Annotated in this window: 11 protein-coding genes, 2 tRNA genes, 1 CRISPR repeat array and 1 other annotated feature (1 of these 15 running past the window's edge); of the genes, 9 read left to right on the plus strand and 4 right to left on the minus strand. The window is 29.8% G+C overall.

The window, feature by feature from the left end; all coding sequences use genetic code 11:
* A CRISPR array of direct repeats spans positions 1 to 141; the repeat unit is 36 nt; unit sequence GTTTTGTTACCATATGGATTTTTGCTAGAATAAGAC (it extends 951 nt beyond the left edge of the window).
* Between the two features lie 162 nt (positions 142 to 303).
* The 4 genes from LJD34_RS06300 to LJD34_RS06315 form a co-directional block, all read right to left on the minus strand.
* Positions 304 to 380 (minus strand) — tRNA-Arg (locus LJD34_RS06300).
* Between the two features lie 146 nt (positions 381 to 526).
* Positions 527 to 603: transfer RNA gene (locus LJD34_RS06305), tRNA-Arg, on the minus strand.
* 61 nt (positions 604 to 664) lie between these two features.
* Positions 665 to 1,135, minus strand: coding sequence for a metallophosphoesterase family protein (locus LJD34_RS06310; protein WP_227359465.1), 471 nt, complete (start codon positions 1,133 to 1,135; stop codon positions 665 to 667).
* A 33-nt stretch (positions 1,136 to 1,168) separates the two neighbouring features.
* The gene (locus tag LJD34_RS06315) at positions 1,169 to 2,074 is read right to left on the minus strand and encodes a GerMN domain-containing protein (RefSeq protein ID WP_032091607.1); all 906 of its coding nucleotides are present in this window, start codon (positions 2,072 to 2,074) and stop codon (positions 1,169 to 1,171) included.
* A gap of 111 nt (positions 2,075 to 2,185) precedes the next feature.
* Here LJD34_RS06315 and LJD34_RS06320 point away from each other — a divergent pair, with 111 nt between their 5' ends.
* The 9 genes from LJD34_RS06320 (at position 2,186) to LJD34_RS06360 (ending at position 12,798) form a co-directional block, all read left to right on the plus strand.
* Positions 2,186 to 2,335, plus strand: a complete 150-nt coding sequence (locus LJD34_RS06320) for a hypothetical protein (protein WP_227359466.1) — start codon at positions 2,186 to 2,188, stop codon at positions 2,333 to 2,335.
* A complete protein-coding gene (locus LJD34_RS06325) occupies positions 2,332 to 3,252 on the plus strand; it encodes a hypothetical protein (protein ID WP_022002243.1) in 921 nt (306 codons plus the stop codon). Before LJD34_RS06320 ends, LJD34_RS06325 begins: the two co-directional genes overlap by 4 nt.
* Positions 3,253 to 3,328: 76 nt before the next feature.
* A complete protein-coding gene (tig, locus tag LJD34_RS06330) occupies positions 3,329 to 4,612 on the plus strand; it encodes a trigger factor (RefSeq protein ID WP_107029915.1) in 1,284 nt (427 codons plus the stop codon).
* A 43-nt stretch (positions 4,613 to 4,655) separates the two neighbouring features.
* Positions 4,656 to 6,977: an endopeptidase La gene (gene lon, locus LJD34_RS06335; RefSeq protein ID WP_032091604.1), complete on the plus strand. Its 2,322-nt coding sequence runs from the start codon at positions 4,656 to 4,658 to the stop codon at positions 6,975 to 6,977.
* A 52-nt stretch (positions 6,978 to 7,029) separates the two neighbouring features.
* Positions 7,030 to 7,629, plus strand: coding sequence for a ribosome biogenesis GTP-binding protein YihA/YsxC (gene yihA / locus LJD34_RS06340; protein WP_032091603.1), 600 nt, complete (start codon positions 7,030 to 7,032; stop codon positions 7,627 to 7,629).
* Between the two features lie 61 nt (positions 7,630 to 7,690).
* Positions 7,691 to 8,380 (plus strand): LysM peptidoglycan-binding domain-containing protein, encoded by a 690-nt coding sequence (locus LJD34_RS06345; protein WP_117845227.1) that lies wholly within the window; start codon positions 7,691 to 7,693, stop codon positions 8,378 to 8,380.
* The gene (locus LJD34_RS06350) at positions 8,349 to 9,269 is read left to right on the plus strand and encodes a hypothetical protein (RefSeq protein ID WP_227359467.1); all 921 of its coding nucleotides are present in this window, start codon (positions 8,349 to 8,351) and stop codon (positions 9,267 to 9,269) included. Before LJD34_RS06345 ends, LJD34_RS06350 begins: the two co-directional genes overlap by 32 nt.
* A 15-nt stretch (positions 9,270 to 9,284) precedes the next feature.
* Positions 9,285 to 9,492: a binding site (T-box leader), on the plus strand.
* Between the two features lie 32 nt (positions 9,493 to 9,524).
* Complete coding sequence (locus LJD34_RS06355) at positions 9,525 to 10,199, plus strand: hypothetical protein (protein WP_032091600.1); 675 nt, start codon at positions 9,525 to 9,527, stop codon at positions 10,197 to 10,199.
* Entirely contained in the window at positions 10,177 to 12,798 is a 2,622-nt protein-coding gene (locus LJD34_RS06360; protein ID WP_032091599.1) for a valine--tRNA ligase, read from the plus strand. The genes LJD34_RS06355 and LJD34_RS06360 overlap by 23 nt, the downstream gene beginning before the upstream one ends.
* The last annotated feature ends 92 nt before the right edge of the window (positions 12,799 to 12,890 follow it).

Consider the following 12,890-nt stretch of genomic DNA (forward strand, 5'->3'; position numbering starts at 1 on the left):
GAATAAGACAGAGCATTCACACACTTTACCATTACCTATGTTTTGTTACCATATGGATTTTTGCTAGAATAAGACATGTATAAAGCGATGTAGGAATTGCTGACAGTTTTGTTACCATATGGATTTTTGCTAGAATAAGACATTGTCAATATTGTTTAAAGATGGACGTGAGTTTTGTTACCATATATATTTTTTGGTAGATTTAATTTAAATGCATAAAAAGAGATTTCTCAAGGATCTCTTTTTGTTTATAAAAATATTTACATAAAATAAAAAACAACCCGAAGGTTGTTGTTTATTAAATGGCGTCCACGAAGGGATTCGAACCCCTGACCGCACGCTTAGAAGGCGTGTGCTCTATCCAGCTGAGCTACGTAGACATTGCTTACTTTCAACTGCTCATATATATTAGCATGAATATGAAATGATTGCAATAAAAAATTACAATTTTTTTAAAATTTATATTTTATATTTTGAAGAGATATATATAAAATAAAAAACAACCCGAAGGTTGTTGTTTATTAAATGGCGTCCACGAAGGGATTCGAACCCCTGACCGCACGCTTAGAAGGCGTGTGCTCTATCCAGCTGAGCTACGTAGACATTGCTTACTTTCAACTGCTCAACTAGAATAGCATATATTTTTTTAAAAAGCAATACTTTTTTAAAAATCATCTAAATTTTTGAATTCAACCTTTAAATCTTTACCTTCTACATAAATAACACAATAACTTCGATTACTTCCTCCACGAGGTAAAGTTGTAGATCCAGGATTAATAAGTGTATAACCATCAACTTCTTTATACATAGGAACATGCGTATGTCCTGAAAGTAGTATATCACAGTTTGCTTCTTGCAAAGTATAGATCATACTTGTTTCACGATCCATATATCCAAAACGATGCCCATGAGCAACTAAAAAGTTTAAATCTTCAACTTTAAATTTGATTTGATTTGGGAAATCACTATACCAATCATTGTTTCCTTTAACACATAACCAATCTTGCATCATATATGTTTCAGCTTCACTATCACCACAGTGAACATAATAATCCCCATTGGGTTCTAGTTCTTTTACACGATTAATCATTTGATGATAACCATGACTATCTGACATTACTACTATTTTTTTCATTTTCATCACCAAAAACATTATAACAAAACTTTACTAGATTTGTACAATATTATCGATTGATGTACTTACATTTTGATCTTCTTGAATAAGTTCATTATTAATATAGATATGGACTGAACTAACATCAGGAAGTGATAAAAATGATTTTTCAAGACGACTATAAAGAGTAGGGGAAATATTTTCGCTATTATCTAGAATACGTGATGATAAATAGATAGAAAGTAAGCCATCGTTTAATTGTGATTTTTTAGTTGTTTCTACTTTAGTATTATTTTCAAAATGATCTAATAATAAAGATACTTTTTGATCAATTGTTTGGTTTGTGTTTTGAATACGTGTTGTTGTAGGAATATAATATGTTTTTCCAGCAATTTCTTTTTCGTTATAAACAAGGACGGAAGAGGTTTGATAAAGATCAAAAGTGGATGTTTCAAAGTTATTAATACCTAAATTAGGAGTGATACAACTTAATGGTATTGTTGTATTTTCAAATGAAGAAACAGCTTTACCATCTATTTTCATATTGATTTTAGAAATACCATCTTTACAAAATAAATAGCTAAGAGCTTCACAAATATCTAAAGCTTGTTGATTGTTTGATACTTTAAAGTTATTTGTAAAATCAAATGTAAGTTGATTACTTTCCATAATTAAAGCATTAAGTTCTAATTTCTTATTAAAAATAGGATAAAGTCCTAATTGAGTAAAATCTTTTGATTTCATTGTTTCAATAATGCCTCGAATATTATTTTCCTTATTATCCTTAACACCAATATCTACAGAAACAGGAATAAGCGTTTCATCTTGATCTTTAAAAATAACTGTTTGCATATTGGCTTTCTTTTTCACTGTTTTAACATCATCATTTTTAAAATAAACAAAGGTTGCAAAAGCACATAAAAAAATCATTGAAATATTTCTTAAATATTTTTTATACATGAAATCACCTCACTATTTAAAATATGAAAAGAGTGATAAAATAGTCTTAAAATTTGCCTTTTTTAAAGATTTATTTTATATTATAATAGCGAAAATGAAGGAGGGATAGTTGTGCCACTTACTGATGATGATTTTGTGAAGATTGGGAAACTAGAGGGTTATAGTGAAATGATTCAAAAATTACATGAAGAAGAACAAACACAACCCGAAATCACTTATGATTTACAATTAGATGATGATGAGGATGAAGAAGAAAAATGATAGAAGATTTAATTGAAACAGGTCAATATAAAGAAGCGTTGCAATATTTAAATGATATGGATAATGAACAAGTACGTTATCAAAGACTTGTTTGTTTATATGGATTGAAAGAGTTACAACAAGCTAAAAGAGAAGGTATGAAAGCAAAAGTTCTTGCTGGAGAAACTTATTATGATGTTGTTGCTATTTATGTATCGATTTTAAAAGATTTAGAAGAGTTTGAAGAAGCTATTAATATTATTGTAGAGGAATTATCAATGCCTTATATTCCTTATCAATATGAAACAGTTTTTAATGCAGCTTATGATGAACTGTTATTAGCGAAACAAGAAGCATCTTTTGATGGGGTGACTCAAAAAGTCTTTAATGAAGAAGATATTGAAAATATTTTAACTAAAAAAGATACAAATGAAGATTTACTTTATATGGCTATTGAACAAATGGAAGGCATGAATATTCGTCGTATGATTGTTCCTATTCGTCAATTTATTAGAGATAATGATCAACCTGATTTTGCCAAAAGTTTATTAATAGAATTAATGATTGATCAAGAAATTGATGAAGATTTGGAAGTTGTCAAAAAAGGTGTGCACTACGACATTAACCCAAGTTATGCCCCAATGGTCTTGAATCAAGAATCTGGTGTTGAAATTTATAAATTGTTGATGGATGCTTTAGAAGATGATAATCCATCTTTACTTACGATGTGTGAACAATTTTTAAATTTTTATCTTTATTCAATCTATCCAAAATATATTGATGAACAAGATTATCGTAGTATTGCAGGAGCTATTCATTATCATTTAGCATCTTTACAATATATAGATATTGAATTAGAAGATATTGAGTATTTATATAATTGCAATCAAGAGGATGTAAAAGATGTATTGGAAACAATACAATCAATCGAATATTAAAATTTATTAATATAGTTGAATTTAAAAAAAGGTTAGTATATAATGTCTTTTGATACGGAATAAGGAGAAATATATAATGAGAACAACTACAAAAAAATTAGAAAATGCTGTTACTCAAATTAAAGTAACATTTGATAAAAAAGAATGGGCAGAAGCTCAAGACGCTGCTTTAAAAAGATTAGCTACAAGAGTTAAATTAGATGGTTTCAGACCTGGTAAAGCTCCAGTTGCTATGATTAAAGCTAGACTTGGAAAACAAGCTATCTATGATGAAGCTACTGATCAAATCTTACAAAAAAGATATGCTGATATCATGAAAAAAGCTGAAGTTGCTCCAATTGCTCAACCAACATTAAATATTGATAGTGTTGATAATGATAACTTAAAAATTACAATTTTATGTCCTGTTAAACCTGAAGTTGAATTAGGTGAATACAAAGGATTAGAAGTTAAAAAAGGTAGAGTAACTGTTGCTAAAAAAGATATCGAAGCACAAGTTGAAAACTATCGTCATCAATTCGCTGAATTAACAACTAAAGAAAACGGTGAAGTTGCTAAAGGTGATACAGTAGTTATGGACTTTGAAGGATTCATCGATGGTGAAGCATTCGAAGGTGGAAAAGCTGAAAATCATTCATTAGAAATCGGTTCTGGACAATTCATTCCAGGTTTTGAAGATCAAATGATCGGTATGACTTGTGAAAATGAAAAAGATGTTGTTGTAACATTCCCAGAAGATTATCAAGCTACTGAATTAGCTGGTAAAGAAGCTACATTCAAAGTAACTGTTCATGAAATTAAAGAAAAAGTTTTACCTGAAGCTGATGATGAATTAGCTAAAGATGTTAACATCGAAGGTGTTGAAACTTTAGATCAATTAAAAGATCATATTAAAGCTCAATTAAAATCACAAAAAGAAAATGAAGTAGAAAATAAATTCTTCTCTGATTTAACTCAAGCTTTAATTGAATGTTGTAAAGTAGAAGATAGCGAAGCTTTATTAAATTCTGAATTAGATACAATGTTAAGAGAAGTTGAAATGAACTTGCAACAACAAGGTTTATCATTTGAATTATATGAACAATTCACTGGTAAAAACAAAGATGCTATCAAAGCTGATTTAACTGATCAAGCAAAAGACAGAGTTAAATTAAACTTAATCTTAGCTGCTATCGTTGAAGCTGAAAATATTGAAGTAACTGATGAAGAACGTAATAGCGAATTAGAAACAATCGCAAATACATATAATAGAGACTTAGAAGAAATCAAACAAATCTTCGCTCAAAATATGTACCAAATCGATGCTGATATTTTAAATAGAAAAGCGTTAGACGTTGTTAAAGAAAACTTAAAGAAATAGTTTAAAAGACGCGTAAGCGTCTTTTTAAAAAAGGAGGATTATTATGAGTGAAAGTACATTATTAACCCTTCCTGTTGTGTGCACAAGAGGAATGATTGTCTTTCCGGGTAACCGTTTATCATTAGATGTTGGTCGCCCACTTAGTTTAAAAGCACTTGAACTTTCAAGTCGTGACTTTGATAACAATATCCTATTTGTATCACAAATCAATCCTATTGTTGATGATCCGAAATATGATGATGTTTATCATGTTGGAACTTTATGTAAAATTGAAAAGAAAATCCGTCGCGATAGTGCAGGGACAATCAAATTAACTGTTACTGGAGAAAAAAGAGTTGCTCTTCGAGATTTTAAAATTGAAGATGGTTCAATTTTTTCAACAGCTGAAGTTTTAGAAGATATTTATGGAGACACAAATGAAGAAGTTGCTTTAGTAAGAAAAACAACAGCTTATTTTGAACAAGCAAGACGTCATATGCCTCATATTCCAGCTGAAAGTTTAACATTGCTTTCAAATGGAACATCAGCTAGTTTACTTGCTGATACAATTGGTCAATATTTACCAATTGATTTAGATAGAAAACAAAAAATTCTTGAAGAACAAAGAATTAATGAAAGATTATTCTTAGTAGCAAGTTCTATTGAATCTGAAAAAATGATTAGTCAATTAGAAGATACAATCAATAGAAAAGTCAAAGAAAGTATTGATGAAAATCAAAAAGAATACTATCTAAGAGAAAAATTAAGAGCTATTAAAGATGAACTTGGTGATACTGTTGATAAAGGGGACGATGCTGATCAAATTCGTAAAGAATTAGCTGAAAATCCATATCCTCAATATATCAAGGATAAAATTGAAGAAGAATTACGTCGTTTTGAAGCTATGCCACCAGCATCTTCAGAAGCGAACGTTGTAAGAACTTATATTGATTGGGTGATGAAAACACCTTGGTATCAAGAAACTAAAGATGAAGAGGATATTTCTAAAATTGAAGCTATTTTAGAAGAAGATCATTTTGGTTTAGAAAAAGTAAAAGAAAGAATTGTTGAACACTTAGCAGTTAAACAAATGACACAATCTTTAAAAGCACCAATTATCTGTTTAGCAGGTCCACCAGGTGTGGGGAAAACAAGTATTGCTAAAAGTATTGCCCGTGCTTTAGATCGTAAATTTGTTAAAGCTTCTTTAGGTGGGGTAAGAGACGAAGCAGAAGTTCGTGGACATCGTCGTACTTATTTAGGATCAATGCCTGGACGTATCATTCAAGGAATGAAAAAAGCTGGTGTTGTAAATCCTGTCTTCTTATTAGATGAAATTGATAAGATGGCAAGTGATTATAAAGGAGATCCTACAAGTGCAATGCTTGAAGTTTTAGACCCTGAACAAAATTCTCAATTCTCTGATAACTATATCGAAGAACCATATGATTTATCTAAAGTTTTATTCATTGCGACTGCTAATGATTTAGGAGGAATTCCTGGACCACTTAGAGATCGTCTTGAAATTATTGAAGTTTCAAGTTATACAGAACAAGAAAAATTAATGATTGTTAAAGAACATTTAATTAAAAAACAATTAGATGCGCATTCATTAAAACCTGAACAAATGATTATTTCTGATGATATCATCATGGAAATCATTCAACACTATACACGTGAAGCAGGTGTTCGTGAACTTGAAAGATATATTGCTAAATTATGTCGTAAAACTGTTTTAGCTATCTTAAAAGAAAAAGTTGAATCAGTTACAATTGATCAAGATAAACTTGTTGAATTCTTAGGAAAAGCACCATTTGATCATACTAAGAAACTTCCTCGTCCACAAGTAGGTGTTGTTACTGGTATGGCATATACTCAATTTGGTGGAGATATTTTACCAATTGAAGTTAATCATTTTGATGGTACTGGTAAATTTATTATTACTGGTCAATTAGGTGATGTAATGAAAGAATCTGCTTCAATTGCATTAGATTATTTAAAAGCTAACAAAGAAAAATATGGCTTAGATGATAAAGCCTTTGAAAAACAAGATATTCATATCCATGTTCCAGAAGGAGCTATCAAAAAAGATGGTCCATCTGCAGGGGTAACTCTTACAACAGCTATCTATTCAGCGTTTACAAATAAACCTGTAAGAGATGATGTTGCGATGACTGGAGAAATCACTTTACGTGGAAATGTTCTACCAATTGGTGGATTAAAAGAAAAATCTATTTCAGCACATCGTTCTGGAATTAGAAAAATCATCATTCCTAAAGAAAATGAAAAGGATATCGAAGATATCCCAGAATCAGTAAGAAATGATTTAGAAATTGTTTTAGCTGATCATATCGATACAGTTTTAGAACATGCAATTGTTAAATAACGGAAACTTGAATTTCCGTTATTTTTTTTGTACAATAAAAAAGGTGAGAAAAATGGTAAAAATTAAAAAAGCAGAATATATATTATCAGCCGCATGGAAAAGCCAATGGCCTGAAGAAAGCTTTCCAGAAATGTGTTTAGCTGGACGATCAAATGTTGGAAAAAGTAGTTTTATTAATGCGATGTTATCTAGAAATGGTCTTGCAAAAGTATCAAGTACGCCAGGTAAAACAAGAACTTTGAATTTCTTTAATGTCAATGATGCACTTTATTTTGTAGATGTTCCTGGATATGGATATGCCAAAGTTGCTAATAATGTCACAAAACAATTTGGTAAAACGATGGATGAATATATTAGTGAAAGACAGACTTTAAGAGGTTTTATTTTACTTGTAGATTATCGTCATAAACCAACAAAAGATGATGTGATGATGTATGAGTTTGTTAAACATCATGGTGTACCTGTCATTGTCGTTGCGACTAAAGAAGATAAACTTAAACGTAATGATTTAAAGAAAAATGAAAAATTAATTAAAGATACATTACATTTTGATCCAAGTGATACATTTATTCGTTTTTCAAGTTTAAAGAAAAAAGGAATTCAAGAAGCTTGGAATGCAATTTATGAATTGTGTGATTTAGATTTTGAGTAGGGAAACCTACTTTTTTTCATATCTGATGATTTATTGCATAGACTTTGTTAGGAGGATGACTATGCAAAAAATATTTTACGAAAAGGAAATTGATTTATTACATCAATTGAAGGAATTAGTTTCTTTAACGGTTGATGAATCTATCGACTATAAGATTGAAGATCATGGTGTTAGAGCGGTGGGGAGTCTTGCTATTAAAGGAGAATATATTAGTCAAGAAAAAAGACATTTTTTAGAAAATGTGGAATTAGATGTTTATGCGGATGATCAAAAGATTATAGATCGTCAAGATTTTCATTTAAAGGTTGAAGATTTTCATTATGATATTATTGATGGTAATTTGAAAATTAAAATTGAAGTTGGAGTGTATGGGGTTGAAGAAGGTGAAAATCGTTATATTCAACTTGATGAAGATCCTATTGATGAAATTGAAAAATTATCAAGGGATGTTGAGACGCAAACGATAAATGAACAAGTCGTTGCTGAGGCACCCGAAGAAATTCAAGATGTTGAAAAGTTACAAGAAAAAATTTATGAAACGAAAGAAAAAGAAGAAAAGGTTGATGATGACGAGGATCTAGGTGTTTATTATTTATATGTCGTTTTACCAAATGATACGTATGCTTCAATAGCTAGACAATACCAGGTAGATGAAAAAATGATTAGAGACTATAATCAAGATCTAAATTTAGATGCAGGACAAATTCTTATTATTCCTTATGCTCCAAAAGATCATTCAAACAAAGTATGATTTAGACGTAATTGGACTGATTCAAATCAGTCCGCATGTCTATAAAGTGAAAACAGCTAATCATTTTTATTGTGTTAAGATTGTTGATGAAAAGAAACTAGAAGTTGCTTATCAACATCTTAATACCTTACATCTCCATCATTTTATTCATTTGATATTAAATAATGAACAACACTATTTTACACCTTTTCAAGATCGATATATCTATCTTATGCCTTATTTACAAGAAGATAATCATATAAAAAAAGGAATGAAAATAAAAACATATTATCAAATCCTAACGTATTTACACAATCATTCTTTTTTTATGCAACATGAAGAAGATGCTTTTTTTAAAAAGCAGTATGATGATCTTTTTTCTTTGATTCAACAAAGAAAAAATGATTATGAAGAATTAATGAGAGAATTTGAATTTAGAAAATTTAAATCTCCAGCAGGTTGGATGCTTGTTTTAAATTATTATCGTATCGTTCATTATTTAAATCAAGCACATTATTATTTAAGTCAATATCAAGAAATAATGAAAGGTAAAAATGAAATTAGACTTTCTTTAACGTATAATCATTTTAATAAGGAACATATTTTTGTTAGTGATGAAACACTTATTTCAATTGATCGAATGAAAATTAATTATTGTATTTATGATTTGATAGATATTTTTCAAAATCATGATGAACTCTATGATAGTTTACCGTTATTAGAATATTATTTAAAAGAAGTAAAGCTTTTAAAAGAAGAAAAAATCTTAATGCAATGTATTTTATCAATTGTTCCACAAGTTCAATTAAATTTACAAGAAGAAGTCAATATTTATCAAATGTCAAAATTAATTTGTTATTTAGATGGTTTACAAGAAATATTCAAAAAGTTAATGATTGACGAGAAATAGTCTATTTGATAGAATAGAACTGCAATGATTTGGAGGAGTAGTTCTTCTTTGTTTGATAGAGAGTCCCGTTTGCTGGAAAGGGATAAATGAAAAGAGTGAAGGTAGCCAAGGAGCATGTTAGATGAAATGAAGTAGTTTAACACGTAGAACTGCGTTAAAGTTTTAAGGTGCTAAGTTTTATGCTTAGAACTAAGGTGGTATCGCGATATAAGTCGTCCTTAGAGGAATGGCTTTTTTATTTTAAGGAGGAAAAAGATGAATTATTTTACAGAGTATTGGTATGTATGGATTATTTTTGCTATCATGTGTGTGTTCTTGTTTAGTTTTTATGGTAAAAAATTTAAACAATTAAAAGAAAAAAGAAAGCAATATGAAGAAAAATTAGCTCAAGAAAAAGATATGTTTTCTCATCTTACAAGTGATGTTTTTGATAAGATTGAACCAATTGATCTAACAAGAGCTGTTATTTTTCATATTAATGCGAAAGAAGATCGTCTATATGAAGATGATAACTATGATGGAAATATTATTCCTTATTTAACACATGAGGAATTATTGATTTATACAATGTACCAATTAGAATGTTCTTTAGAAGGGGGAAGAGGTTCAATCCATTCGTTTTTTATAACAGAACCTTATTGTAATTATCGACCTTATTATAAAGAAGCATTTGAAACAATGAAATGTTATGATATTGCTCATTTATTAGAAGAAGCTGAAAAATTAGCTATTTTAATTGAAAACGATCAAGAAGATGAAATTGATGAAACAAGTGAATACGCTACATACAATTTCTCTGATTTTACAAATGAATTTGTTTCTTTATTACGTTCTTCAGGAATTGGTGATAAATTAGGAGAATACATTAAAGAACATAAAGAAAGTTTTATTGAAAAGGATGATGAAAATGAAAAAAGAATTAGCGAGTAAATATGATCATAAAAGTGTTGAAAAAGGTAAATATCAACATTGGTTAGAAAAAGAATATTTTAAAGCAGGAGATGTTTCTAAAAAGCCTTATGCAATCGTTATTCCACCACCAAACGTTACAGGTAAACTTCATTTAGGACATGCTTGGGATACAACTTTACAAGATATGATTATTCGTTATAAAAGAATGCAAGGTTATGATGCTTTATGGCTTCCTGGTATGGACCATGCCGGAATTGCTACACAAGCTAAAGTAGAAGCAAGAATGAGAGAAGAAGGAATTTCTCGTTATGATTTAGGAAGAGAAGGTTTCTTAGAAAAAGCTTGGTCTTGGAAAGAAGAATATGCTTCTATTATTCGTGCTCAATGGGAAAAATTAGGTTTATCTTTAGATTATTCGAAAGAAAGATTTACTTTAGATGAAGGATTATCTCAAGCGGTTAAAGAAGTTTTCGTTCGTTTATATGAAAAAGGATATATTTATCAAGGTAAAAGAATTATTAACTGGGATCCTGTACAAAGAACAGCTTTAAGTAATATCGAAGTTATTCATAAAGAAATTGAAGGGGCAATGTATTATTTCAAATATAAAATTGTAGATAGTGACCAAGAATTAGTCATTGCGACAACACGTCCTGAAACAATGTTTGCCGATCAAGCTATCTTTGTTCACCCTGATGATGAAAGATATAAAGATTTAGTTGGTAAATATGCAATCAACCCAGCTAATGGTGAAAAATTACCAATTATGGCTGATAGTTATATCGATATGGATTTTGGAACTGCGGTAATGAAATGTACACCTGCTCATGATCCAAATGACTTTGCTTTAGCTAAAAAATACAACTTAGACATGCCTATTTGTATGAATGATGATGGAACAATGAATGAACTTTGTCATAAATATCAAGGTATGGATCGTTTTGAATGCCGTAAACAATTAGTTGCTGATTTTGAAGCAGCGGGTATTGTTGATCATATTGAAAAACATTTACATCAAGTAGGTCACTCAGAAAGATCAGGAGCTATTGTTGAACCTTATTTATCAAAACAATGGTTCGTTAAGATGAAACCATTGGCTGAAGCTGCTTTAGCTAATCAAAAGAAAGATTCTAAAGTAAACTTTGTACCAGAAAGATTTGAAAAAACATTTACACAATGGATGGAAAATATCGAAGATTGGTGTATTTCACGTCAATTATGGTGGGGACATCAAGTACCAGCATGGTATCATAAAGAAACAGGTGAAGTTTATGTTGGAAAAACTGCACCAGAAGATACCGAAAACTGGACACAAGATGAAGATGTCTTAGATACTTGGTTCTCTAGTGCATTATGGCCATTTTCAACATTAGGTTGGCCTAATACAGAAGATCCTTTATTTAAAAGATACTTCCCAACAAATACTTTAGTTACAGGATATGATATTATTTTCTTCTGGGTAAGTCGTATGATTTTCCAATCATTAGAATTTACAGGTCAAAGACCATTTGAACATGTTTTGATTCATGGTTTAATTCGTGATGAACAAGGAAGAAAAATGTCTAAATCATTAGGTAATGGGGTTGACCCAATGGATGTTATCGATCAATACGGTGCTGATACATTAAGATTCTTCTTAACTACCAATTCAGCACCAGGTATGGATTTAAGATATATTCCTGAAAAACTAGAAGCATCATGGAATTTTATTAATAAAATTTGGAACTCAGCAAGATTCGTTTTAATGAATATTGATGGAGATTTAGAATATAAGGATTTAAAATTTGATCATTTAAATTTATGTGATAAATGGATTTTAAATCGTTTAAATAACGTAATTGAAGAGGTAGATGCCAACATGGATAAATTTGAATTCGTTAATGTTGGTAGCGAATTATATAAATTCATTTGGGATGATTTCTGTTCATGGTATATCGAACTTACAAAAGTTCATTTAAATAGTGATAATGAAGTTGAAAAACAAGCAAGTGCTCATACTCTTGTTTATGTATTAAATGCAATCGTTAGAATGTTACATCCATTCATGCCATTTGTAACTGAAGAAATTTATCAAGCAATTCCACATTTAGAAGAATCAATTTGTATTTCTAAATATCCAACAGTAAATCCTGATTTCAATGATGAAAACATCAACAAACAATTTACTTATTTAATGGATATTGTTAAAGGTGTTCGTGAAATTCGTGCAAACTATACAATTAAAAATGCAATCGAAGTGGAATACTCAATTGAAACAAAAGATGAAAACTTACAAGCTTTATTAGACCAATGTGTTCCTTACTTAAAGAAATTATGTAATGCAACTTGTGTTGGTTATAATCAAGAAGCTTCTAAAGATGTTGCGACAGCAATGATTCAAGGTGGTAATACATTGATCGTTGAACTTGGTGCTTATGTTGATAAAGAAGCAGAAAAACAAAAATTACAAGCTGAACTTCAAAAACTTGAAGGGGAAATTAAACGTTGTACAAATATGTTAAGTAATGAAAAATTTGTATCAAAAGCACCTCAAGCAAAAGTTGATAGTGAACGTCAAAAATTAGAAGATTATACATCTAAATATAATGCTGTTAAAGAAAAATTAGCAGCTATGTAAAATCAAGTTTGAAAAAACTTGATTTTTTTTAATTTTTAAAAGAAAAATACTCAAAAAATGTCTATATAAATAGTGAGGAAGTTAGTGGGTGT

Origin of the sequence: Faecalibacillus sp. MSK20_93, assembly GCF_020589945.1 — a bacterium.
GTDB lineage: Bacteria > Bacillota_I > Bacilli_A > Erysipelotrichales > Coprobacillaceae > Faecalibacillus > Faecalibacillus intestinalis.

Bases quoted from the DNA above. Each gene is read 5' to 3' on its own strand.
- LJD34_RS06325 (WP_022002243.1), top strand. From the start codon at position 2,332: ATGATAGAAGATTTAATTGAAACAGGTCAATATAAAGAAGCGTTGCAA.
- LJD34_RS06360 (WP_032091599.1), top strand. From the start codon at position 10,177: ATGAAAAAAGAATTAGCGAGTAAATATGATCATAAAAGTGTTGAAAAA.
- yihA (WP_032091603.1), top strand. From the start codon at position 7,030: ATGGTAAAAATTAAAAAAGCAGAATATATATTATCAGCCGCATGGAAA.
- lon (WP_032091604.1), top strand. From the start codon at position 4,656: ATGAGTGAAAGTACATTATTAACCCTTCCTGTTGTGTGCACAAGAGGA.
- tig (WP_107029915.1), top strand. From the start codon at position 3,329: ATGAGAACAACTACAAAAAAATTAGAAAATGCTGTTACTCAAATTAAA.
- LJD34_RS06345 (WP_117845227.1), top strand. From the start codon at position 7,691: ATGCAAAAAATATTTTACGAAAAGGAAATTGATTTATTACATCAATTG.
- LJD34_RS06310 (WP_227359465.1), bottom strand. From the start codon at position 1,135: ATGAAAAAAATAGTAGTAATGTCAGATAGTCATGGTTATCATCAAATG.
- LJD34_RS06355 (WP_032091600.1), top strand. From the start codon at position 9,525: ATGAATTATTTTACAGAGTATTGGTATGTATGGATTATTTTTGCTATC.
- LJD34_RS06315 (WP_032091607.1), bottom strand. From the start codon at position 2,074: ATGTATAAAAAATATTTAAGAAATATTTCAATGATTTTTTTATGTGCT.
- LJD34_RS06350 (WP_227359467.1), top strand. From the start codon at position 8,349: ATGCTCCAAAAGATCATTCAAACAAAGTATGATTTAGACGTAATTGGA.